Annotated in this window: 20 protein-coding genes; 18 read left to right on the forward strand and 2 right to left on the reverse strand. The window is 34.5% G+C overall.

Annotation, left to right across the window (positions count from 1 at the left end; all coding sequences use genetic code 11):
• Positions 1-6: 6 nt before the first annotated feature.
• The 11 genes from D4A81_RS05655 to D4A81_RS05705 all read left to right on the forward strand — a co-directional run bounded on the left by D4A81_RS05655 (position 7) and on the right by D4A81_RS05705 (position 10,802).
• Complete coding sequence (locus D4A81_RS05655; RefSeq protein WP_111524146.1) at positions 7-318, forward strand: hypothetical protein; 312 nt, start codon at positions 7-9, stop codon at positions 316-318.
• Entirely contained in the window at positions 315-1,172 is an 858-nt protein-coding gene (locus D4A81_RS13130) for a DUF2953 domain-containing protein (RefSeq protein ID WP_162902552.1), read from the forward strand. The genes D4A81_RS05655 and D4A81_RS13130 overlap by 4 nt, the downstream gene beginning before the upstream one ends.
• Positions 1,173-1,209: 37 nt before the next feature.
• Positions 1,210-1,551: an arsenate reductase family protein gene (locus D4A81_RS05665; protein ID WP_111524147.1), complete on the forward strand. Its 342-nt coding sequence runs from the start codon at positions 1,210-1,212 to the stop codon at positions 1,549-1,551.
• Complete coding sequence (locus D4A81_RS05670) at positions 1,542-2,180, forward strand: cyclodeaminase/cyclohydrolase family protein (protein ID WP_111524162.1); 639 nt, start codon at positions 1,542-1,544, stop codon at positions 2,178-2,180. Before D4A81_RS05665 ends, D4A81_RS05670 begins: the two co-directional genes overlap by 10 nt.
• On the forward strand, positions 2,177-3,016 hold the full coding sequence (locus D4A81_RS05675) for a bifunctional 5,10-methylenetetrahydrofolate dehydrogenase/5,10-methenyltetrahydrofolate cyclohydrolase (protein WP_111524148.1): 840 nt from the start codon (positions 2,177-2,179) through the stop codon (positions 3,014-3,016). Before D4A81_RS05670 ends, D4A81_RS05675 begins: the two co-directional genes overlap by 4 nt.
• 85 nt (positions 3,017-3,101) lie before the next feature.
• A complete protein-coding gene (locus tag D4A81_RS05680) occupies positions 3,102-3,677 on the forward strand; it encodes a helix-hairpin-helix domain-containing protein (RefSeq protein WP_111524149.1) in 576 nt (191 codons plus the stop codon).
• 9 nt (positions 3,678-3,686) lie between these two features.
• Complete coding sequence (locus D4A81_RS05685) at positions 3,687-4,382, forward strand: response regulator transcription factor (RefSeq protein ID WP_111524150.1); 696 nt, start codon at positions 3,687-3,689, stop codon at positions 4,380-4,382.
• A gap of 4 nt (positions 4,383-4,386) precedes the next feature.
• On the forward strand, positions 4,387-4,863 hold the full coding sequence (rlmH, locus tag D4A81_RS05690) for a 23S rRNA (pseudouridine(1915)-N(3))-methyltransferase RlmH (RefSeq protein WP_111524151.1): 477 nt from the start codon (positions 4,387-4,389) through the stop codon (positions 4,861-4,863).
• Between the two features lie 95 nt (positions 4,864-4,958).
• Positions 4,959-7,268 (forward strand): hydratase, encoded by a 2,310-nt coding sequence (locus D4A81_RS05695; protein ID WP_111524152.1) that lies wholly within the window; start codon positions 4,959-4,961, stop codon positions 7,266-7,268.
• 51 nt (positions 7,269-7,319) lie between these two features.
• Positions 7,320-9,194 carry an ATP-dependent zinc metalloprotease FtsH gene (gene ftsH / locus D4A81_RS05700; RefSeq protein ID WP_111524153.1) on the forward strand — a complete coding sequence of 625 codons (1,875 nt, stop codon included), beginning with the start codon at positions 7,320-7,322 and terminating at the stop codon, positions 9,192-9,194.
• Between the two features lie 129 nt (positions 9,195-9,323).
• A complete protein-coding gene (locus tag D4A81_RS05705) occupies positions 9,324-10,802 on the forward strand; it encodes an Lsa family ABC-F type ribosomal protection protein (protein ID WP_111524154.1) in 1,479 nt (492 codons plus the stop codon).
• A 47-nt stretch (positions 10,803-10,849) separates the two neighbouring features.
• Here D4A81_RS05705 and D4A81_RS05710 read toward each other — a convergent pair whose 3' ends face one another.
• Positions 10,850-11,284 carry an aspartate carbamoyltransferase regulatory subunit gene (locus D4A81_RS05710; RefSeq protein ID WP_111524155.1) on the reverse strand — a complete coding sequence of 145 codons (435 nt, stop codon included), beginning with the start codon at positions 11,282-11,284 and terminating at the stop codon, positions 10,850-10,852.
• Positions 11,284-12,198: an aspartate carbamoyltransferase gene (gene pyrB / locus D4A81_RS05715; protein ID WP_111524156.1), complete on the reverse strand. Its 915-nt coding sequence runs from the start codon at positions 12,196-12,198 to the stop codon at positions 11,284-11,286. The genes D4A81_RS05710 and pyrB overlap by 1 nt, the downstream gene beginning before the upstream one ends.
• A gap of 209 nt (positions 12,199-12,407) precedes the next feature.
• Here pyrB and D4A81_RS05720 point away from each other — a divergent pair, with 209 nt between their 5' ends.
• The 7 genes from D4A81_RS05720 (at position 12,408) to D4A81_RS05750 (ending at position 22,958) form a co-directional block, all read left to right on the forward strand.
• The gene (locus D4A81_RS05720; protein WP_119808214.1) at positions 12,408-13,796 is read left to right on the forward strand and encodes an ISNCY family transposase; all 1,389 of its coding nucleotides are present in this window, start codon (positions 12,408-12,410) and stop codon (positions 13,794-13,796) included.
• Positions 13,797-14,193: 397 nt separating this feature from the next.
• Positions 14,194-16,785: an ATP-dependent chaperone ClpB gene (gene clpB / locus D4A81_RS05725; RefSeq protein ID WP_111524960.1), complete on the forward strand. Its 2,592-nt coding sequence runs from the start codon at positions 14,194-14,196 to the stop codon at positions 16,783-16,785.
• Between the two features lie 131 nt (positions 16,786-16,916).
• Complete coding sequence (cls, locus tag D4A81_RS05730) at positions 16,917-18,395, forward strand: cardiolipin synthase (RefSeq protein WP_111524961.1); 1,479 nt, start codon at positions 16,917-16,919, stop codon at positions 18,393-18,395.
• Between the two features lie 18 nt (positions 18,396-18,413).
• A complete protein-coding gene (locus D4A81_RS05735) occupies positions 18,414-19,157 on the forward strand; it encodes a lysophospholipid acyltransferase family protein (protein ID WP_111524962.1) in 744 nt (247 codons plus the stop codon).
• A 5-nt stretch (positions 19,158-19,162) separates the two neighbouring features.
• A complete protein-coding gene (gene pheA, locus D4A81_RS05740) occupies positions 19,163-20,137 on the forward strand; it encodes a prephenate dehydratase (protein ID WP_111524963.1) in 975 nt (324 codons plus the stop codon).
• A 15-nt stretch (positions 20,138-20,152) separates the two neighbouring features.
• The gene (locus D4A81_RS05745) at positions 20,153-21,427 is read left to right on the forward strand and encodes an ATP-binding protein (protein WP_111524964.1); all 1,275 of its coding nucleotides are present in this window, start codon (positions 20,153-20,155) and stop codon (positions 21,425-21,427) included.
• Positions 21,428-21,440: 13 nt separating this feature from the next.
• Positions 21,441-22,958, forward strand: a complete 1,518-nt coding sequence (locus tag D4A81_RS05750) for a Ppx/GppA phosphatase family protein (RefSeq protein WP_111524965.1) — start codon at positions 21,441-21,443, stop codon at positions 22,956-22,958.
• Positions 22,959-22,968 lie beyond the last annotated feature (10 nt).

The following is a 22,968-nucleotide window of genomic DNA, read 5'->3' on the forward strand; positions in this document are numbered from 1 at the left end:
TAGATTATGGTATTTTCAAAAAAATTATATCTTTCATCAGATATAAAAAACGACTATAGAAAATATATAAGATCACTTAAGTTCAATAAATCGAGCTTTTTATTATATGTTGTGGTATTTCTTGAAGGAGAAGATAAGCTTTCACTTGTGCATAATTCTATATTTCTTAATAATTATAGAAAGACTGATGCACTGGTAGTGGGACTTGCTTTTGGGAAAAAGGCTGGAATAGAGTTGATTGCAAAAATAGTCGAAGATACCTATAGATCAAGAAATGATTTTGAATACCACAAGTTTTTGGCATTGGAGGAAAGATGATTGGAGTAATGCTTTCAGCAATAAAAATCTTGGGTATTGTCTTACTTGTGATTATTGGTCTGGCATTGCTGATTATACTGATGGTGCTTTTCATTCCGATAAGATATAAAGGAAAGATATATTTTAAAAAAGTTCCGGATATAAATTTAAATGTAAGTTGGTTTTTTAAATTTTTAAATGTCAATATTATATATAAGGATAGGCTTGATATTATAGGTAAGATTGGATGGTTTTTTAAGGTATATTCAAATAAAGATGAGGAAGATAAGGATACAAAGAAAGAAGAACATTTGGTATCCGAGATCATCCAAGAGCCAATAGCAGGTAAAGAGACTATCACTGTAGAAAAAACAGATAATAATACAATTATTATTGATAACCATAATAAGGCGGAAGATAATAAGCAAATAGAAGAACTTGATAGTCAGGAGAAGAGAAAGTCAAAACAAAAGAAGACTAAAGAAAAGAAAATGCCTAATGAGCAGAGTAAGATTAATAAAATTGTTGAGAAAATAAAGGATATTCACTACTTACTTACTTATGAGGAAAATAAAAAAGTATTATTGATGATGCTTGAAAAGCTTAGAAAGCTTTTAGTCCACATTCTGCCAAAGAAAATTGTGGGTTATTTCAAGTTTGGTTTTGAAGATCCGGCTACTACCGGTCAGGTATTAGAGGGGTTGGCAATATTCTATCCCTTATACAAGGATAATTTTAAGATAGTACCTATGTTCTATGATGAAATAATAGAGGTGGATATATCTTTTAAGGGCAAACTAAGAGTTTTCTATGCAGCTTATGTAGCATTGATTTTGTGGTTAAATAAGAAAAAGATAAAAACAAGGCCCCGATAAGGGGCTTTGTTTTAGAATAACAAGTTTTGGAGATAGTATGAATATACAGATATTTGGTACCAACAAGTCTTCAGACACAAAGAAGGCTATACGGTTTTTTAAAGAGAGAAATATAAAGTTTCAACTTGTGGATATGAAGGAAAAGGGATTGTCAAAGGGAGAGTTTTCTTCTGTTATGCAGGCAGTTGGAGGCTTTGAAAATATGCTTGATGAAAAATGCAAAGATAGTGAAACTCTGACTTTGATAAAGTACCTCTCACCGGAGGATAAGATACCAAAGATTTTGGAAAATCAGCAGGTTTTAAGAATGCCGATAGTAAGAAATGGTAGGGAAGCAACTATCGGATATGCTCCTGAAGTATGGAAAGGATGGTCATAGTGAATACAGCCGGATATAATATAGATGCATATATAAAGGAATTGGCTTCAAAAACTCCTGTACCCGGAGGTGGAGGTGCAAGTGCTATTTCAGGTGCACTTGCAGCAGCTCTTGCAAGTATGGTTTGCAATCTTACAGTGGGTAAAAAAAGCTATTTAACAGTAGAAGATGATGTTAATAATATATTATTTGATATGAATAAGCATATGGATAACTTCTTAAAACTTTCTGATAAGGATGCAGAAGTTTTTTATCCTCTGTCTCAGGCATATGGGTTTAAACCACAAAATGAAGAAGAAAAGGCAATGCATGAAGCAAATATGGAAAAATTACTTTTTAATGCAGCTATAGTTCCTCTTGATATTATGAAAGAGGCATATGAGATGCTTAAGGACATTGATTTCCTAGCAAAGAATGGATCAAAACTTGCAGTATCAGATGCAGGAGTGGCAGTAAGCTTACTTAGAAGTGCAGTTTGTGGTGCTATGATGAATGTAGTAATCAATGTCAAGTATATGAAGGATAGAACCAAAGCACAAAATCTAATGGATGAAGCCGGTGATATATTGGAAGATGCTATGAAGAAATCGGATATTATATATAGAGAAGTATTGGAGGTGCTTTTGTGATTTTATTATATGGTGCAGATACAGCCCAAAAGTTAAAGGAAGAGATTTCTGAAATGCTTTCAGAACTTAATGGATATATACCTACTCTTGGAATAGTTAGAATAGGATCAAATCCTGCTGATATTTCATATGAAAAAGGAGCTATTAAAAAGTTTGAGTCACTTTCATTAAAGACCAAGGTGTTTGAGTTTGAAGAGAATATTACATCGGAAGATTTTGTGGCAGAATTTAAGAAGATAAACGAAGATGATAATATTGACGGAATACTACTTTTTAGGCCATTACCTGAGCATATAGATGAGAAGAAAGTCATTGATGTTTTGAATGAAAAAAAGGATTTGGACGGTATTTCATATAAAAATATAGCTAAAGTTTTTGCGGGAGATATAACAGGATTTGCTCCATGTACTGCAAAGGCTGTAATAAAGATACTGGAAAGTAATGATATTGATCTGGAAGGCAAAAATGTAGTTGTGCTTGGAAGAAGCATGGTAATAGGTAGGCCTGTAGCTATGCTTGCAATTCAAAAAAATGCGACAGTTACTATTTGTCATTCAAAAACTGAAAATTTGAAGGAGGTATGCAAAAGAGCCGATATTCTTATAGTAGCGATAGGCAGGGCAAAGATGATAAATGACGAGTATATAGGAAAAGATGCCATAGTAATTGATGTTGGTATCAACTTTGCCGATGGTAAGCTTTGTGGTGATGTGGACCTTGAAAATGTAAAAAATGCTACTATGGCCACACCGGTTCCAAAGGGAGTTGGTGCCGTGACCACATCAGTTTTGGCAGGACATCTTGTAATAGCTGCTTTACAAAGGAGAATGTATTAAATACTTAATAGTTTAGATACTTGTTTTTAACATTTTATTTGTTAAAATATAAGTACACTTACATGGCTTTTCTTAGGAGAAAGCTATGAAAAAGGTTTTTTTAATAACATTTTTAATGATTTTATTGACATCCTGTAATGAAAAAAAAGATATAGAGTTTGGTGAATCATATATTGAAACTGCTATAGAAAATACAATAGTGAGTTCTATAGAGCAAAGTACTGATATTGAAGAATATATCAATGTGTTTGTTTCAGGTGCTGTAAATAATCCGGATGTATACACATTGAAAAAGGGTTCTATTATAAAGGATGCTGTTGATTTGGCAGGTGGATTTAGCGAAGAAGCTTGCAGAGATTATGTAAATTTGGCAAAAAAACTTGAAGGCGGTGAGCATATTATGATTCCGACTATGGAGCAGATGTCAGGTTTAAGTGTTCAACATATATTGGAAGAGAGTCAAAAGAGTACACTTGTAAATATCAACACTGCCACAAAGGAAGAACTTATGAGTTTACCGGGTATAGGAGAGAGAAAAGCAGATTCTATAATAGAGTATAGGAATAGTAAGTCTTTTTCGGCCATTGAAGATATAATGAATATATCAGGAATAAAAGAGGCAGCATTTAATAAAATCAGAGATAAGATTTGTATAAATTAGGAGTTTGTAATGAATAAAGCACTTGTTGTAGATGATGAAAAATTGATAGTCAAAGGAATTAAGTTCAGTTTGGAGCAGGACGGTTATGAGGTAGATGTTGCCTATGATGGTAGTGAAGCTCTAAAAATGGCTAGGGAAAAGGAATATGATATAGTGCTTTTAGACGTGATGTTGCCTGAAATGGATGGTATGGAAGTATGCCAGGCCATCAGAGAGTTTTCTGAGATGCCAATTATTATGCTTACTGCCAAGGGTACAGATATGGACAAGATTCTTGGGCTTGAATACGGTGCAGATGACTACATAACCAAGCCTTTTAATATACTTGAAGTAAAGGCAAGAATTAAGGCTATAATAAGGAGAAATTCGAAGAAGGCCAAGGCAGCACAAAAGAATGATAGAATTATTGAAGTCTCAGATTTGAAGCTTGATTTGGACAGTAGAAGGGTTTTTGAAAAGGATAAGGAGCTAAATCTTACTGCAAAAGAATTTGATATATTGGAGCTTCTTACACAAAATCCAAACAAGGTATATTCAAGAGAGCAGCTTTTAAGCATTGTCTGGGGAAGTAAATTGCATGAAGCAGGTGATGTTAGAACAGTAGATGTGCATGTGCGAAGGCTTAGGGAGAAAATAGAGCCAAATCCAAGCGAGCCAAAGTATATTCATACCAAATGGGGTGTTGGATATTACTTTAAGGAATAGTAATATGAATATAAATATTGTGGTTGTAGGAAGTATTAAAGAAAATTTCTTTAAAGATGCTATTGTAGAATATACGAAAAGACTTTCCAGATATGTAAAGCTAAATATAATAGAGTTAAAGGATGAGAAAACTCCAGCAAATGCAAGTGAATTAGAGGAAGAAAAGATTAAGGAAGTTGAGGCTGAGAGGATATTAACGAAGCTTTCAAATAGCTATGTTGTAGCTCTTGCAATAGACGGAAAGAGGTATTCATCTGAGGACTTTGCAAAGAGAATGGAAAAGTATGATATTTTATCAAAGGGGAATTTAGCTTTTGTCATAGGAGGATCTTTGGGGCTTCATAAGGCTGTACTGGATAGAGCAGATGAAAAGCTTAGCTTTTCTGAAATGACGTTTCCACATCAGTTGATGAGAGTTATTTTATTAGAGCAAATTTATAGAGCATATAGAATTAGAAATAATGAACCATATCATAAATGAGGGCAATGCCCTCATTTTGGTTTTTATTATAAAATTATCATCCTTGAAAATAGTTTTTTGATAGGATATACTATTGTAGAAAACTAGGAGGGAATATGGTTAAATTGTACAATAGTGGTGCGTACCTTATTAATGGTAACACTCTTATAGAAGAAAATGATATAGAAAAATTAAGGTCAATTACTGGAAAAGATATAGATAAGGAAGAGGCTAGAAAGGGAAGTATAGCCTATAATATACTTGAAAGTCACAATATTTCAGGAAATATGAATAAGCTTAGATTGAAATTTGACGCAATGGCTTCACATGATATTACATTTGTAGGAATAATACAGACTGCAAAGGCAAGTGGTATGGAGAAATTTCCGATACCATATGTTTTGACTAATTGTCACAACTCACTTTGTGCAGTTGGTGGAACTATAAATGAAGATGACCATATGTTCGGACTTTCAGCTGCGAAAAAATATGGCGGAATATATGTACCACCCCATATTGCAGTAATACATCAGTATATGCGAGAGGCATTTGCAGGTTGTGGTAAAATGATACTCGGTTCTGACTCACATACTAGATATGGAGCACTTGGAACAATGGCTATAGGTGAAGGTGGTGGAGAGCTTGTAAAACAGCTTTTACAGGACACCTATGATGTAAACAGACCTGAAATAATTGCAATCTATCTTGAGGGAACGCCAAAGGCAGGTGTTGGACCACAGGATATTGCACTTGCAATAGTAGGTAAAGTATTCAAAAATGGATATGTAAAGAATAAGATAATGGAGTTTGTAGGACCTGGAATTACATCTATGACCACAGATTATAGAAATGGCGTAGATGTTATGACTACTGAGACTACTTGCCTTTCATCTGTTTGGGAGACAGATGAGGATACAAAGAAATTCCTAACTGTTCATGGTAGACCAGAGGACTATAAGGAGTTAAAGCCTGCTGATATTACATATTATGATGGAGTTGTACATGTGGATTTATCTACGATTAAGCCAATGATTGCACTACCTTTCCATCCAAGTAATGTATATGAAATAGATACACTCAATGAAAATTTAGAAGACTTGCTTCATGAAGTAGAACTTGAGGCAATAAAGATAGGTGGAGAGGCAGGAAAGGGGCTAAGACTTTTAGATAAGATAGAAAACGGCAAGCTTAGGGTATCGCAGGGTATTATCGCAGGATGTGCAGGTGGAACTTATTCAAATGTAATGGAAGCAGCTCATATACTTAAAGGACATAGTACAGGATTTGATGAGTTTAATTTGAATGTATATCCTTCATCTCAGCCTGTATTTATAGAAACCACAAGAAATGGTGCTGTGGCAGATCTTATGGCAAGTGGTGCAGTAGTAAAGACTGCATTCTGCGGTCCATGCTTTGGTGCAGGAGATACACCTTCGAATAATGGACTTTCTATAAGACATACCACAAGAAACTTCCCGAATAGAGAGGGATCAAAGCCCGGTTCAGGTCAGATGTCTGCTGTAGCACTTATGGATGCAAGATCTGTAGCTGCTACCGCAAGAAACAAAGGATTTTTAACACCGGCTACAGAGTTTGCAGATGACTATGTGGTGCCTGAGTACAATTATGATGACACAATATATAGAAATAGAGTATATCAAGGCTTTGGAGAGGCAAGGGAAGACAGTGCTTTGGTTTATGGACCGAATATTAAGGATTGGCCTGAGATGACAGCTCTTACCGAGAATATACTTTTAAAAGTATGTTCAAAGATACTTGATGAAGTAACCACTACAGATGAACTGATACCTTCAGGAGAAACTTCATCATATAGATCAAATCCACTTGGACTTGCAGAGTTTACTCTTTCAAGGAGAGATCCTGAGTATGTAGGTAGAAGTAAGTCGGTAGATGTGCTTGAAAAGTCAAGAAGAAATGGTGAGGATATACTAAAAGAAAATGTAGAATTATCAAAAATATTTGATAAGATAAAGACTATACCGGGATTTGCAGATATTATTGCAAATGACACAGAAATAGGTAGCATGATTTATGCTAAGAAACCCGGTGACGGTTCTGCCAGAGAGCAGGCTGCAAGTTGCCAGAGAGTTATCGGTGGCCTTGCAAATATTGCTAATGAGTATGCAACAAAGAGATATCGCTCAAATGTGATGAATTGGGGCATGCTGCCATTCCTCTTAGACTCGGAACCTGATTTTGAGGTTGGAGAATATATTTTCGTACCGAATATTAAGAAGCATCTAAGAGGTGATATGTCAAAAATTCCTGCCTATATTATAGGTGAAAATATAAAAGAAATCAGCTTAAGCATTGCAGAGATGACTGACGCAGAAAAATCCATAGTGGAGGCAGGTTCTCTTATAAATTATAATAAGAGTAAAATGATATCAGATCAAAGCGTCTGATATCATAAGTGTCATTTTTTGACACATAAAATATAAGTAGAAAGGAAGTGTATGGATAAAAAAAATAATAATGAATCCGGTGGGCTAAATAATAGGACTATTTTCATACTTATTATTGCAGCAGCCATTGCTTTTTTTGCAGTAAGTGTACTTTCAAGCAGATTAAAAAATGCTACAACAAAGGAAGTTCCCTATACTGAGTTTATGCAAATGGTAAGTGACGGTAAGGTGGAGGCTGTTAAGGTTATGGCGGCTACTATTGAAATAAAGGTAAAGCCGAATCTTTCAGATTACTCATCTATGACAGTTTATAAAACTGTAAGAATAGAGGATGATGCATTGGTAGATAGACTATATGCAGCCAATGTGCCGGCAACTATGGAAAGGTTTGAGACAACATCCACTATATTGTCATTTCTTAGCTTTATATTGCCATTTATTTTCTTCATATTCATGATGAATTTCTTGTTAAAGAGAATGGGTGGCGGTGGATTCATGGGAGTTGGCAAGAGCAATGCCAAGGTATATGTTCAAAAAGAGACCGGTATTACATTTAGAGATGTAGCCGGTGAGGATGAGGCAAAAGAGTCATTGACTGAGATAGTTGATTTTTTGCATAATCCTGAAAAGTATACCAAGATTGGTGCCAAGCTCCCCAAAGGTGCTCTTTTGGTAGGACCTCCGGGAACAGGAAAAACACTTCTGGCAAAGGCGGTAGCCGGAGAAGCGGATGTACCGTTCTTTTCTCTTTCAGGCTCTGACTTTGTAGAGATGTTTGTAGGTGTAGGTGCTTCAAGGGTAAGAGATTTATTCAAACAGGCACAGGAAGCAGCACCGGCTATCATATTTATAGATGAGATAGACGCAATAGGTAAGAGTAGAGACTCTAGAATGGGAGGAGGAAATGATGAAAGAGAACAGACTCTAAATCAGCTTCTTTCTGAAATGGATGGATTTGACTCATCAAAAGGTCTTATAGTACTTGGTGCCACAAATAGGCCGGAGATACTTGACCCTGCATTACTTCGTCCGGGTAGATTTGATAGAAGGGTGATCGTTGAAAGGCCTGATCTTAAGGGAAGAGTTGCTATACTGAGGGTACATTCAAAGGATGTGCTGATGGATGACAGCGTTGACCTTGAGGCAATAGGACTTGCAACATCAGGTGCTGTAGGTTCAGACCTTGCAAACATGATAAATGAGGCTGCTATATTAGCTGTAAAGAAGGGAAGAAAAGCTGTAAAGCAAAAAGATCTTTTTGAAGCTGTTGAAGTGGTACTTGTTGGCAAGGAGAAAAAGGATAGAGTAATGAATCAGGAAGAGAGAAGAATTGTATCTTACCATGAGGTAGGACATGCTCTTATCTCAGCTCTACAAAAGAACTCTGAGCCGGTACAAAAAATCACCATTGTACCAAGAACCATGGGTGCTTTGGGATATGTAATGTATGTACCTGAAGAAGAGACATATCTAAAATCAAAAAAAGAGCTTGAGGATATGCTTGTAAGCACCCTGGGTGGTAGAGCGGCTGAGGAGATAGTATTTGACTCTGTAACAACAGGAGCGTCAAATGATATTGAAAAGGCTACATCTATTGCCAGAGCAATGGTTACCCAATATGGTATGAGTGAGAGATTTGGACTGATGGGACTTGCAAAGGTCGAGAATCAGTATCTTACAGGTAGAGCTATATTGGAATGTGGTGATAATACAGCCACAGAGATAGACAATGAGGTCATGAGGATTCTCAAAAACAGCTATGAAGAGGCACTTAGAATACTTAAAGAAAACAGAGAGGTGATGGATAAGCTTGCTGAATTCCTTATAGAAAAGGAAACCATTACCGGAAAAGAATTTATGAAGATTCTAAGAGAAATCAAAGGACTGCCGGAAAAAGTAGAGATAAAGAAAGCTATATTGGTATAAATAAAGATGCCGGATTGGAAAGCCAATCCGGTATTTTTTATACTGTTTTTGGGTAGTAAGGAGTATAGAAAATAAAATCTGACAATAGTATAATATTAAGCAAGTAAAATCTTTAAAGGGGGTGATTGTATGTCAGTAATTAAAATTGAAAATCTTACTTTTTCGTATTATGGATATGTAAATCCGATATTTGAGGAAGTCACATTTTATTTTGATACAAACTGGAAAACCGGTTTAATAGGCAGGAACGGGATTGGAAAATCAACTCTGTTTAGATTACTTTTGGGAGAGGAGGAGTATCAAGGGGAAATAAGTAAAAGTGTGGAATTTATCAAATTTCCGCCGGATATATCAGATACATCAAAAACTGTCATAGAATTATTTAAGGAACTGACAAAAGATGTGGGAGAGTGGAGATTATTAAGGGAGCTTAATTTATTAGATATAGATGAATCTCTTATATACAGAGAATTTGAAACATTGTCTAAGGGGGAGCAGACAAAAATTTTGCTGGCTATTTTATTTACAAATGAAAAAGATTTTTTACTTATTGATGAGCCTACAAATCACTTGGATATAGAGGGAAGAAAAATTGTCAGTGAATATTTAAAGAGTAAAAAAGGTTTTTTACTTATATCGCATGATAGAGATTTTTTGGATGGATGTATCAATCATGTTATTTCTATCAATAGAAGTTCTATTGATGTTCAAGCCGGAAATTTTACTTCATGGTATCAAAATAAAATGATGAGAGACAGTTTTGAAATCACCCAAAATGAGAGGCTAAAAAAAGATATCAAGAGATTAAGGGAAGCATCTAAGCAGAGCAAGAGTTGGTCGGACAAAATTGAAAAAACAAAAAAGGGTGTAAAGATATCAGGTGTAAAGCCTGATAAGGGATATATCGGGCATCAGTCGGCAAAGATGATGAAGAAATCTAAAAATCTGGAAAACAGGCAAAATAAGGCAATAGAAGCAAAACAAAAATTATTAAAAGATATTGATACAAAGGAAAGCTTATTGATTAATTGCTTACAGCATCATAAAGACACTCTAATCTCAGTAAGCAATTTATCGGCATATTACGGAGAAAAGCAGATATTAAGCAATCTAAGCTTTGAAATAAATCAGGGAGATATACTGGCTATATATGGTAAAAACGGTAGTGGAAAATCCACATTGATTAAAATTTTATCGGGTTTAAATAATAACTACAGCGGGGAAATAAAACTGGCAAGTAATCTTAAGATATCCTATATTCCTCAAAATACTTCTGATTTACATGGCAGTCTTGTTAAATATATTAAAAATAAGGAGGCTGATGAGACATTATGTAAAACCATTCTGAGAAAATTGGATTTTTCAAGAGAATTATTTGAGATGGATATGCAAAATTACAGCGATGGACAAAAAAAGAAGGTTTTGTTATCTATAAGCCTGTCAAAACCTGCCCATTTATTTATATGGGATGAACCGCTTAATTATATAGATGTAATTTCAAGAATACAAATTGAGGAAATTATAAAAGAGTCAAAACCTACATTGGTGTTTGTAGAACATGACGGAAGATTTGTAGAAGATGTAGCCAATAAGATAATATATCTGTAGTATAATAGAAATCAGGGTGGGTTATTGTACCCCACCCTGATAGCAGATTATTTTTTCTTTTCCCTTTTCTCTTCACAATAGATACAGCGATATATTTCCTTTTCTTTATCTGAAAGATAGAAGATATGTGGGAGCTCCTGCTCTATAGATGTGATACATCTTGGATTCTTACATTTGATAATATTGGTAATCTTCTCCGGCAATGAAACAGTTCTTTTCTCAACTATTGCATTGTCTTTTATAACATTTATAGTAATATTGTGATCTATATATCCAATCACATCAAAATCTATCAAATTAAGTACATCACCTTCGATTTTGATAATGTCTTTCTTACCCATTTTTTTAGATTTAGCATTCTTTATAATAGCAACAGGTATATCCAGCTTATCAAGCCCTAAGTGAAAATATATATCTAAACTCTTTCCGGCCTGTATATGGTCAAGTACTACGCCTTCATTTAATCCACTGATATTTAACATTATTTTACCTCCAAAAGAGTGAGAATTAAAGCCATTCTTACATATACACCAAACTCTGCCTGTTTGAAATACGCGGCTCTTGGGTCATTATCCACCTCAACACTTATTTCATTTACCCTTGGAAGCGGATGGAGTATATACATCTCCTTCTTGGCATGCTTTAATTTCTCCTTATCCAAAATATATGTATCCTTCAAACGAATATAATCCTCTTCGTTAAAGAAACGCTCTCTTTGAACTCTTGTCATATAAAGTATATCAAGATCAGGCATAGCCTCGTCAAGACTTGTAACCTCACTAAACTCAATATTGTTTGCCTTAAGGACATCATCTCTAATATAGTCAGGGACCTTAAGCTCTTCAGGGGATATAAGAACAAATTTGATATTTGGATATCTGATGAGAGCATTGATAAGTGAGTGAACTGTTCTACCAAACTTCAAATCACCACAAAGTCCAACTGTAAGATCTGAAATGTTTCCCTTCATTCTCTTTATTGTCAAAAGATCTGTAAGAGTCTGTGTTGGGTGCTGATGTCCACCATCACCGGCATTAATTACCGGAATAGAAGAGAACTTGCTTGCAACAAGTGGTGCACCCTCTTTTGGATGACGCATTGCTGCTATATCTGCATATGAAGAAATTACTCTGATAGTATCTGCAACGCTTTCGCCCTTTGCTGCAGATGATGAGTCGGCAGAATGAAAGCCAAGTACGCTACCTCCCAAATTAAGCATTGCTGCTTCAAATGAGAGTCTGGTTCGTGTGCTTGGCTCATAAAATAAAGTTGCTAATTTTTTTCCTTCACAAATTTTAGAATACTTTCCCCTATTGTTTTCAATATCAATAGCAAGCTCTAAAAGTTCATTAGTTTCTTCAACAGAAAAGTCCAATGGGTTTAAAAGATGTCTCATACGTCTCCTTTACAAAAATCATTTTTCGTATTATAGTTCAAATTTTACACTTTTACAAGTCCTAAAATGTAAAAAGAAATTAATTGTATAAGCCATAAATGATAAAGTCCTAGTATACCACAAATAAAAATGTCCCACTTATGGTAGAATACTATTTTGTATATTCTAACACTAGGAGGAACTGACTTATCAGAAAGGTTATTTTATCAATGGATGAACAAAGAAAGTATGAAGTTATCAAAGGTCTGGTAGATCACCCCGATACAGCTAATAAGGATAGAGCTGCTCTTATCCTAGGATGCACCAAAAGGCATATAAACCGTATGATACAGGGTTATATTAAAGATGGTAAGGCATTCTTTATTCATGGTAACAGAGGCAAAAAGCCGGCTACCACTATCTGTCCTGATATCAGAAGTCAGGTTCTTGATCTATACAGAACTAAATACTACGAAGCTAACTTTGAACACTTTACAGAGCTTCTAAAAAAGCATGAAGGCATAAGTATCTCTTCTTCCTCTGTAATGAGTATTTTGGAGTCAGAGTACATTCTATCTCCAAAGGCTACAAAAGCTAAGCGTAGACGCATTAAGCAAACTCTCAGAGCTAAGAAGGAAGCTGCAACATCAAAAAGGGAATTATCACAGATACAAGCTAACTTAGTAGCAGTTGAAGATGCTCACAGTCGTCGTCCAAGATGTGCTTATTTTGGTGAATTGCTTCAGATGGATGCTACCCCTTATGAATGGGTGCCGGGACAGATATGGCATCTACATTTGGCTATTGATGATGCCTCAGGTGTTGTCACAGGTGCCTGGTTTGATACTCAGGAAACTCTTAATGGATACTACCATGTATTTGAGCAGATTCTTACTGATTATGGTATTCCTTATAAGTTTCTTACTGATAAACGAACTGTATTTACTTACAAGAAAAAAGGTGCCTTATCTGACGACAAAGACACCTATACACAGTTTGCATACGCCTGTAAGCAACTTGGCACACAGCTTGAATCAAGCAGCGTACCACAGGCTAAAGGACGTATAGAACGATTGAATCAGACTTTACAGTCACGCCTGCCTATTGAGTTTAGACTCGCAGGCGTAACCGATATCCATAAAGCCAATGAATTCATTTACCACTACATAAAAGAATTCAATGAGAAGTTCGCACTTCCACTTTATGGTATCAAATCTGTCTTTGAAACGCAACCATCTAAAGAAAAAATAAATCTTACTTTGGCGGTTTTAACTGAGAGAACTGTTGATGCCGGACATGCGATTCAATTCGAGAAGAAATTTTATAAGATGATAGATAATAAAGGATTGCAGACCCATTATCGAAAAGGTACCAAGGTTATGCTTATCAAGGCATTTGATAGGTCTATGTTTGTGTGCGTAAATGACAAAGATATTTATGCACTGGAAGAAATACCGGCTCATGAGCATAAATCTAAGGACTTGGACGCTGACTACAAACAGCCAAAACCTAGAAAGCCTTATATACCTCCAATGAACCATCCTTGGAGATTGGATGCCTTTAATAAATTCGCACACTCACAGCCACACAGAATTGAAGAAGACATAAAAAGTGCATAATAAAAGCCCCTTTGTGGGGGCTTATAAATTAATTATTTTGGGACATAATCATTTATGCTTGACAGTCCTAAAATGTAAAAAGAAATTAATTGACAGTAGCATATAAATATTGCAAAGAAAATATTAATTAGTTTTACAATATAATGTGTCTGTTAGCATTTAGATATACAATGAAAGAAATAGGTATTTTTTATATAAAAACAGCAAGATGTACTTAATGATACTAAAATGAAGTCAAATTCGGAGAAGCTATTTCAAGTTTTGAAATTACTGTAATTGATGCAATAAATATTTTTATATAAAGCTAATTTAAAATAATTTTTTAAATTATGCTTGACACAATAAAACAAGTTTGTTATAGTACGTATATAACAAAGATAACAAAGGTGGTGATATAATGAACATTAGCAAATTTACGCAAAAGTCCATAGAGGCTGTTCAAAATATGGAAAAGATTGCAGCTACTTATGGCAATCAGCAAATTGAGCAGATACATCTATTGGCATCACTATTAGATATAGATGGCTCGCTGATAGCAAATCTTATAAAAAAGATGGGTATTAATGAGAATGAATTTAGAAATGAAGTAGAATCAGCTATAGAAAGACTTCCAAAGGTCAGTGGTGGAAAGACATATATCAGTAATGATCTGAATAAAGTGCTTATTACAGCTGAGGATGTGTCAAGAAGTATGGGAGATGAGTATGTTTCTGTAGAGCATCTTTTCCTAAATATCTTGGAGAATCCTTCATCTGATGTGGCACAGATTTTTAGAATATATGGTATTGATAAAAACAAATTTTTACAAGTGCTCTCAGAAGTCCGAGGAAATCAAAGAGTAGTATCAGACAATCCTGAAGCTACTTATGATACATTGAATAAATATGGTTATGACTTAGTGGAGCGTGCCAGAGCTCAAAAGCTGGATCCCGTTATCGGAAGAGATAGTGAGATAAGGAATGTCATAAGGATTCTTAGCCGTAAGACAAAGAATAACCCTGTACTTATAGGAGAACCTGGAGTTGGTAAGACTGCTGTAGTTGAGGGCCTTGCAGGTAGAATAGTGGCAGGAGATGTACCTAATAATCTAAAGAACAAGAAACTTTTTGCCTTGGATATGGGAGCACTTATAGCAGGAGCAAAGTATAGGGGTGAGTTTGAAGAAAGACTTAAGGCAGTCTTAGATGAGGTAAGGAAATCTAATGGAGAGATTATTCTTTTCATAGATGAGCTTCACACAATAGTAGGTGCAGGCAAAACAGAAGGTAGTATGGATGCCGGAAATATGCTAAAACCTATGCTTGCAAGAGGTGAGTTACACTGTATCGGTGCTACCACACTTGATGAGTATAGAAAGTATATTGAAAAAGATCCTGCACTTGAGAGAAGATTCCAGCCTGTGCTTGTAGAAGAGCCTTCAATCGAAGATACAATATCAATACTTCGTGGTTTGAAGGACAGATATGAGGCATATCATGGAGTCAAGATAACGGATGGTGCATTGGTAAGTGCTGCTATGCTATCAGACAGATATATCAGTGACAGATTTTTGCCGGATAAAGCTATAGATCTTGTAGATGAGGCATGTGCTCTTATAAAGACAGAGCTAAATTCTGTACCTACAGAGATAGATGAACTTTCAAGACGTCAGATGCAGCTTCAAATAGAAGAGACAGCACTAAAGAAAGAAAATGATAATCTTTCAAAGGAAAGACTTGAGGCTTTACAAAAAGAATTGGCTGAGGTCAATGATGAGCTAAATGAGGCCAAATCAAAATGGGAAAATGAGAAGAAGAGCGTTGAAGGTCTTGCTAAGCTTAGAGGCGAGATAGATGAAGTAAATAGGCAGATAAACTCTGCAAAGCAAAGCTATGATCTTAATAGGGCTGCTGAACTTCAATATGGTAAGTTGCCGGAGTTGCAAAAACAGCTTCAAATTGAAGAGGAGAAGGTAAAAAAAGAAGATCTTAGGCTTCTTAGAGAATCCGTTACAGATGAAGAGATTGCAAGGATTATTTCCAGATGGACAAATATACCGGTATCTAAATTAAGTGAGAGCGAAAGAGAAAAGACATTGCATCTTGGAGATACTCTACATGAAAGAGTAATAGGACAGGATGAAGCTGTTGAAAAAGTAACAGATGCCATTATTCGTTCTAGAGCAGGTATCAAAGATCCTTCAAAACCTATTGGTTCATTCCTGTTCCTTGGACCTACAGGTGTAGGTAAGACTGAGCTTGCAAAGTCACTCGCAAAGGCACTATTTGATGATGAAAATAATATGATAAGAATCGATATGAGTGAATACATGGAGAAGTTCTCTGTGAGTAGACTTATAGGAGCTCCTCCGGGATATGTAGGCTATGATGAGGGTGGACAGCTTACTGAAGCGGTAAGAAGAAAACCTTATTCTGTAGTACTTTTTGATGAAGTGGAGAAGGCACATCCGGATGTATTTAATGTATTATTGCAGGTACTTGATGATGGTAGAGTTACAGACTCACTTGGAAAGACCGTAGACTTTAAAAATACTATTATTATAATGACATCAAACCTAGGTTCAGGATATTTGCTTGACGGTATCAATATGTATGGTGATATCAGTGAAGAAGCCAGAAAAAAAGTAAATGATGAGCTTAGAAACAACTTTAGACCTGAGTTTTTAAACAGACTTGATGAAATCATTATGTTCAAGCCGCTTACAAAGGATAATATAGGAAATATTATTAATATATTAATGGATGAACTTAATGAAAGACTTGAAGGCAGGGAACTTAAGGTGGAACTAAGTGATTCAGCAAAGAACTATATCATTGATAATGGTTATGATCCTGCATATGGAGCCAGACCTCTAAAGAGATATCTACAAAAGAATGTAGAGACTATGGTAGCAAAGCTTATTCTTTCAGATAATGAACTGAAAGCAAAGGATATTATATATATTGATTTGGATCCGTATAATGAGCTTACTGCTGTTGTTCAAAAATAAATATTTATATAGGAGTCGGATTTTCCGACTCTTTTTATTTAATGGAAAAAAAAATTATTAGTGGTATAATAGGTAAGATTACGAGTATTTTAAGAGTTGCAATACAATATAATTAATGTACCAGGAGTTGTATGTTTGAATTTTTAAAGACAGGACATATAGGATTTGTTCATTTATTTTATTTAAATTTAATATTATCTATAGTTATTGTGTTTTTTCAAAGAAGAGAACCCAGAACTGTTTGGACATGGCTATTGGCATTGAATTTTTTACCGGTAGTAGGAGTTATACTATATCTTTTGATAGGGCAGGACTATAGAAAATCTAAGATGTTTAAATTAAAAACTGTTGATGACAGTATAAGAAAGGCTGCATTAAAACAGGAACAGTTTTTTAGTAATAATGTAGAGGCGTTGAATGATTTCTATGCAAAGGAATATCAAAAACTGATGCAGTATAATCTAATGTCAGGTGGTTCTCTAATGACTATGAAAAACTCATTGGATATATTTACTGACGGTAATGCTAAATTTGATACATTAATTGAAGATATAAAAAATGCTAAGGAATATATTCATTTGCAGTATTATATCATAAAGCAGGATTATCTTTTTTTAAGTATCTCAAAGGAGCTGATTAAGAAGGCTGACGAGGGAGTCGAAGTAAGAGTTCTCTTTGACGGAATGGGTGGAAGATTCATGTCAAAGAAGATTTTACAAAGAATGAAAGAACATGGCATTAAGCTTGGAATATTTTTTCCGGCAGCCTTGGGAAAGATAAACTTCCGTATTAATTATAGAAATCATAGAAAAATAGCTGTGATTGATGGTAAAATAGGTTATGTAGGTGGCTTCAATATAGGGAAAGAATATGTAGATGGTTCAAGAAAATTTGGACATTGGAGAGATACACATTTAAGAATTGTCGGAGAGGCTGTAAATGGACTTGAATTAAGATTTGGACTTGACTGGAAGTATGCGACTAAGGAAGACTTGTTTGTAAATAACAGATACTTTAAGCAACTAATTGAGATGGATTATGTACCAAGTGAAGGTGATAATATTCTCAGAATGCAGATAATATCCAGTGGGCCGGATTCAGAGACTAAGCTTATACGAGATAATTACATAGAAATCATAAATCATGCAAGAAATCATATCTACATTCATACGCCTTATTTTATACCGGATGAGGCATTTATGAGTGCACTCAATATAGCGGCAAGATCGGGTGTAGATGTACGACTTATGATACCATGTATGCCTGATCATCCATTTGTATATTCTGCAACACTTAGTTGGGCAGGCACACTCCTTGAGGCAGGTGGTAAAGTATATACATATGAGAAAGGCTTTTTACATGCAAAATCTGTTATGGCGGATGGAAAGGTGGTCTGCGTTGGAACAGCTAATATGGATATCAGGAGCTTTGAACTCAATTTTGAAGTAAATGCTATGATTTATGATGAGGAAATTGCGGGTGAGCTTGAAGATAATTTTATGAGAGATATTTATGATTCAAAGGAGTATACATTGGCAATGTATAAAAATCGATCGCTTATTCAAAGAATAAAAGAACAGATAAGTAGACTTCTAAGTCCATTATTATAAAATGAGAGGAAATTTTAAATGATAAGGTTTATTTTAGTAGCATTATGCCTACTTCTATATTTGATACTTTTTATACCTACAATGTTTTTTTTATTAATAGTAAAAAGATTTAAACCTGAAATGGCATCTACTATTGCACAGGCAATGGTTAGAAACACATTCAGATTACTTTTGTTTTTGGCAGGAGCAAAGGTGGAAGTTAGAGGACAAAATAACATACCAAAGGATGGAGGAGTACTTTTTGTAAGTAATCACAGAAGCTATTTTGATATTCTTGCAGGATATGGATATACATATAAACCGCTTGGATTTGTAGCAAAATATGAAATGATTCGTATACCACTACTTAGACAATGGATGAAGATATTGAACTGTCTTTTTCTAAACAGAAAAGATATAAAACAAGGACTAAAGACTATCTTATTGGGTATTGAAAAAGTAAAATCAGGCATTTCAATCTGGATATGTCCTGAGGGTACTAGAAACTTAAATGATGATGTAACAGATGTAAAGGACTTTAAAGAAGGCTCATTAAAGATAGCAGAAAAGGGCAAAGTACCTATTATACCTGTTGCAATTTACGGAACTTATGAGATATGGGAGCAGCATTTACCATATATGAAAAAGAACAAAGTAATAATAGAATATGGAGAGCCTATTATAATAGATGAGCTTTCTGATGCAGATAAGAAAAAGCTTGGTGCATATACAAGAGGAAAAATTGTAAATATGCTTGAAAACATGGTAAAAGAAATAGGATAACAAGTATGGAAAGACTTGAGGAAATCAAAGCACAGCTTGATAAATTGGATGAGGATATAATAGGAATTATTGACAGAAAGAGAGAACTCTCAAATCTTATTTCAAAATCAGAATATGATGAAATACCAAGCGGTTTCATTTGTAAGGAATATATGGGAGTTGATATCAAAAAGGTGGTGTATCAGGGGGTAGAGGGAGCATACTCACATATAGTGACAAAAAAGCTTTTTCCGGATGTTAAAATGGAGAATGTGAACACCTTTGAAGATGCAATAAATGAGGTATATAATGAAAAGGCCTCATATTGTGTGATACCAATTGAAAATTCATCGGCAGGTATAGTAACAGACGTTTTTGACCTGCTCTTAAAAAAAGATGTTGTAATTGTATCTGAGTATGATTTGCATATAAGTCACTGTCTTTTAGGTATTAGAGAAGCAAAACTTACAGATATAAAGACTGTATATTCACATCCCCAGGCTCTTATGCAATGTGCTTCTTATCTGAAAGAACATCCGGATTGGAGTCAGATAAGTTTTTTAAACACTGCCATTTCCGCAAAAAAAGTAAAAGATGAAGAAAAAAAAGAGCAAGCTGCCATTGCTTCAGAGCTGTCGGCAAATCTTTATGACTTGAATATTCTTGACAGGGGTATAAATAGAAATTCAAATAATACCACAAGATTTGTAGTACTTAGTAAGGAAAAGATTTTTTCTAAGGATTCAAATAAATTAAGTCTTATATTAGAATTACCACATGAAAAGGGTATGCTTTATAATATACTTGGTATCTTTGTACTTAATGGATTGAACCTTGTAAAAATTGAGTCAAGACCGATTCCCGAAAAGACTTTTGAATATAGATTTTTTATTGATATTGAGGGGAATTTAAATTCAGCGAATGTTTCAAATGTTTTGGAGATACTAAAAAAGAAGGTTACATTTTTAAAAATCTTGGGAAACTATTGTTCAAACAGATGATTTTAAGGAGAGAATATGTACAGTATGAAATCATATAAAGGTTCTAAGATTGATGACTTAATCTTATATAGAGGTTTGAAGTTTGAAGACACAATAAGAGCGTTTTGTTCTTTGGAAAAGAATAGCAGTAATAGGGGTAAGACCATCTCTGATTTATTAGAGGTGGCAGGTGAATATGGGCTGAACGGCAATCTATGGGAGAATATATTGGCACTTAGTTTAGCATATCATGAAAATGTGTATTCAAAAGCTACAGAGATCATAGGAGAAACTTTAGGAAGTATAAATACCTTTGCAATTCATGATTTTAAAATTTTTAGAGATATGTTTCATTTTGTCCCCAATATAGATGATGCCCTGTTAAAAGAAATATACAATTATAAGGGAAACGGCAGAGATTCAAAGCTTGTAAATACCAGAGTAAGAGATAGAATTTTAAGATTATCAAAGCAACTTTCAATCACGAAAACTGATGAGGAATTCAAAGATATCATTACTGAATTTTACAAAGAATATGGAGTAGGAAAGTTTGGACTTAATAAGGCCTTTCGTATAGAGGAGGGTAGTGATTTAAAGTCTGCAAATATTATACCTATTACAAGAGTGGAACATGTGTATTTAAATGATATAATAGGTTATGATATTCAAAAGAAGAAGCTTATCGATAATACAGAAAGCTTTATAAATGGAAAGCCTGCTAATAACTGCCTTTTATATGGAGATGCGGGAACCGGGAAATCATCAAGTGTAAAGGCAATTGTAAATGAATATTATGAAAAGGGACTTAGAATAATAGAGATTTACAAGCATCAATTCAGATATTTATCAGACATATTGGAGCAGCTTAAAGATAGAAATTATAAATTTATAATATATATGGACGACTTAAGTTTTGAAGAGTCGGAACTGGAGTATAAATATTTGAAGGCAATTCTTGAGGGAGGATTTGGAAGAAGACCGGAAAATGTCCTTATATATGCTACAAGCAATAGAAGACATCTTATCAGAGAAAGTTTTAGGGATAAGACTGAAACGGATGAAGAACTGCATACAAGAGATACTGTTGAGGAAAAACTTTCACTATCAGCAAGATTTGGAGAGAAAATTTACTTTGGTTCACCGGATAAGAAAGAGTTTAACAATATAGTGCTTGCTTTGGCAAAAAAGCATAACATAAATATGGATGAGAAGGAGATACTGGTAAAGGCGAATATGTGGGAATTATCACATGGCGGAATGTCAGGAAGAAGTGCAACACAATTTGTAACATATTTACAGAGTCAGGAATAGACTTGGAGAGTGTATGGGAAAGAGTGACATAAAATATTTTGCAGCTATTGATGTGGGTTCATTTGAACTGGAACTTGGTATTTATGAAATATCTACTAAATCAGGCATAAAAAGAATTGATTATGTAAAGCATACTATTGCACTTGGTAGTGATACTTATAAATATGGTAAGATAAGTTATGAAATGATTGATGAGCTATGTGATGTGTTGTCTGATTTTAGAAACATAATGGAATCCTATAAGGTGGAGGCATATAGAGCATATGCGACAAGTGCAATGAGAGAAGCTTCCAACAATATGCAGGTTTTGGATCAGATAAAGGTAAGGTCCGGAATAGATATAAGTATTATATCAAATTCTGAGCAAAGATTTATTAGTTATATGTCCATTGATTCTAAAGGGGAACTTTTTGAAAAATATATAAAAAATGGTACAGCTATTGCAGATGTGGGCTTTGGAAGTATGCAGCTTACACTATATGATAATGGAGGAATACAAAGTACACAGAACCTTTCTCTTGGGGTACTAAGATTGCGAGAGATGGTAGATGAAATAGATAATGTAACTGAAAAAAAGCACAATGTTTTAACAGAACTTATAGATAATGAACTTAATACATTCAAAAAAATATATTTAAAAAATAAAAAAGTAAGGACAATTATAGGAATTGGAGAGCCTCTGATGTATGTATTCAAATATATGGATAATACCTCAGGTGATATGATAATAGACTATGATAGATTTATAGCTTTATTTGATAAGATAAGGGGAAAGAGTGTGGAGGAAATAGAAAATATACTTGGAGTAAGTAAAAATCATGCAAAGATGATTTTGCCAAGTGTATTGATTTTCCAAAGAATCTTTGATCTCTTCAATGCTAATGAGGTATGGATGCCGGGGACATTATTGATAGATGGTATTGCAGCAGAGTTTGCAAAGAAAACCGGAATAATAAATACAGGGCATAATTTCGAAGAAGATATAATAGCTTCATCAAAGAGTCTTGCAAAAAGATATAGAGGAAACAGTAAGCATACCACTATGGTAGAAAAAAATGCACTATGTATATTCGATGCAATAAGAGAGGTAAGTGGCTTAAAAGATAGGGATAGGCTGCTGGTCCAAATAGCTGCAATTTTACATAATATAGGCAAGTTTATAAATATGAAAAATAGTGATATAGCTACTTATAATATTATATCAACAGGAGAAATTATAGGTATATCACATGATGAGAGAATGCTTGTAGCAGAGATGTCAAATATAGATACCGAGGAAAATATTTATAATAAAAGAGATATAAGATTGGCTAAGCTAAGTGCCATACTTCAGATAGCAAATGCATTAGATAGGTCTCACAAGCAAAAGATAAAGGACTTTTCATTGGAATTAGTAGACAATCAACTTATACTTGAAATAAAATGCATGGGTGACTTAAGCCTTGAAATACTTAGCTTAAATTCCCACAGAAATTTTTTTAGAGAGATTTTTGGAATAGAATTTATCTTGAAACAAATTAGAACTTTTTGATAGGAAGGAG

Origin of the sequence: Lachnoanaerobaculum umeaense (assembly GCF_003589745.1) — a bacterium.
GTDB lineage: Bacteria > Bacillota > Clostridia > Lachnospirales > Lachnospiraceae > Lachnoanaerobaculum > Lachnoanaerobaculum umeaense.

Coding starts and splice junctions, on each gene's coding strand:
- D4A81_RS05655 (WP_111524146.1), top strand. CDS start 7: ATGGTATTTTCAAAAAAATTATATCTTTCATCAGATATAAAAAACGAC.
- D4A81_RS13130 (WP_162902552.1), top strand. CDS start 315: ATGATTGGAGTAATGCTTTCAGCAATAAAAATCTTGGGTATTGTCTTA.
- D4A81_RS05665 (WP_111524147.1), top strand. CDS start 1,210: ATGAATATACAGATATTTGGTACCAACAAGTCTTCAGACACAAAGAAG.
- D4A81_RS05670 (WP_111524162.1), top strand. CDS start 1,542: ATGGTCATAGTGAATACAGCCGGATATAATATAGATGCATATATAAAG.
- D4A81_RS05680 (WP_111524149.1), top strand. CDS start 3,102: ATGAAAAAGGTTTTTTTAATAACATTTTTAATGATTTTATTGACATCC.
- D4A81_RS05685 (WP_111524150.1), top strand. CDS start 3,687: ATGAATAAAGCACTTGTTGTAGATGATGAAAAATTGATAGTCAAAGGA.
- rlmH (WP_111524151.1), top strand. CDS start 4,387: ATGAATATAAATATTGTGGTTGTAGGAAGTATTAAAGAAAATTTCTTT.
- D4A81_RS05695 (WP_111524152.1), top strand. CDS start 4,959: ATGGTTAAATTGTACAATAGTGGTGCGTACCTTATTAATGGTAACACT.
- ftsH (WP_111524153.1), top strand. CDS start 7,320: ATGGATAAAAAAAATAATAATGAATCCGGTGGGCTAAATAATAGGACT.
- D4A81_RS05705 (WP_111524154.1), top strand. CDS start 9,324: ATGTCAGTAATTAAAATTGAAAATCTTACTTTTTCGTATTATGGATAT.
- D4A81_RS05710 (WP_111524155.1), bottom strand. CDS start 11,284: ATGTTAAATATCAGTGGATTAAATGAAGGCGTAGTACTTGACCATATA.
- pyrB (WP_111524156.1), bottom strand. CDS start 12,198: ATGAGACATCTTTTAAACCCATTGGACTTTTCTGTTGAAGAAACTAAT.
- D4A81_RS05720 (WP_119808214.1), top strand. CDS start 12,408: ATGGATGAACAAAGAAAGTATGAAGTTATCAAAGGTCTGGTAGATCAC.
- clpB (WP_111524960.1), top strand. CDS start 14,194: ATGAACATTAGCAAATTTACGCAAAAGTCCATAGAGGCTGTTCAAAAT.
- cls (WP_111524961.1), top strand. CDS start 16,917: ATGTTTGAATTTTTAAAGACAGGACATATAGGATTTGTTCATTTATTT.
- D4A81_RS05735 (WP_111524962.1), top strand. CDS start 18,414: ATGATAAGGTTTATTTTAGTAGCATTATGCCTACTTCTATATTTGATA.
- pheA (WP_111524963.1), top strand. CDS start 19,163: ATGGAAAGACTTGAGGAAATCAAAGCACAGCTTGATAAATTGGATGAG.
- D4A81_RS05745 (WP_111524964.1), top strand. CDS start 20,153: ATGTACAGTATGAAATCATATAAAGGTTCTAAGATTGATGACTTAATC.
- D4A81_RS05750 (WP_111524965.1), top strand. CDS start 21,441: ATGGGAAAGAGTGACATAAAATATTTTGCAGCTATTGATGTGGGTTCA.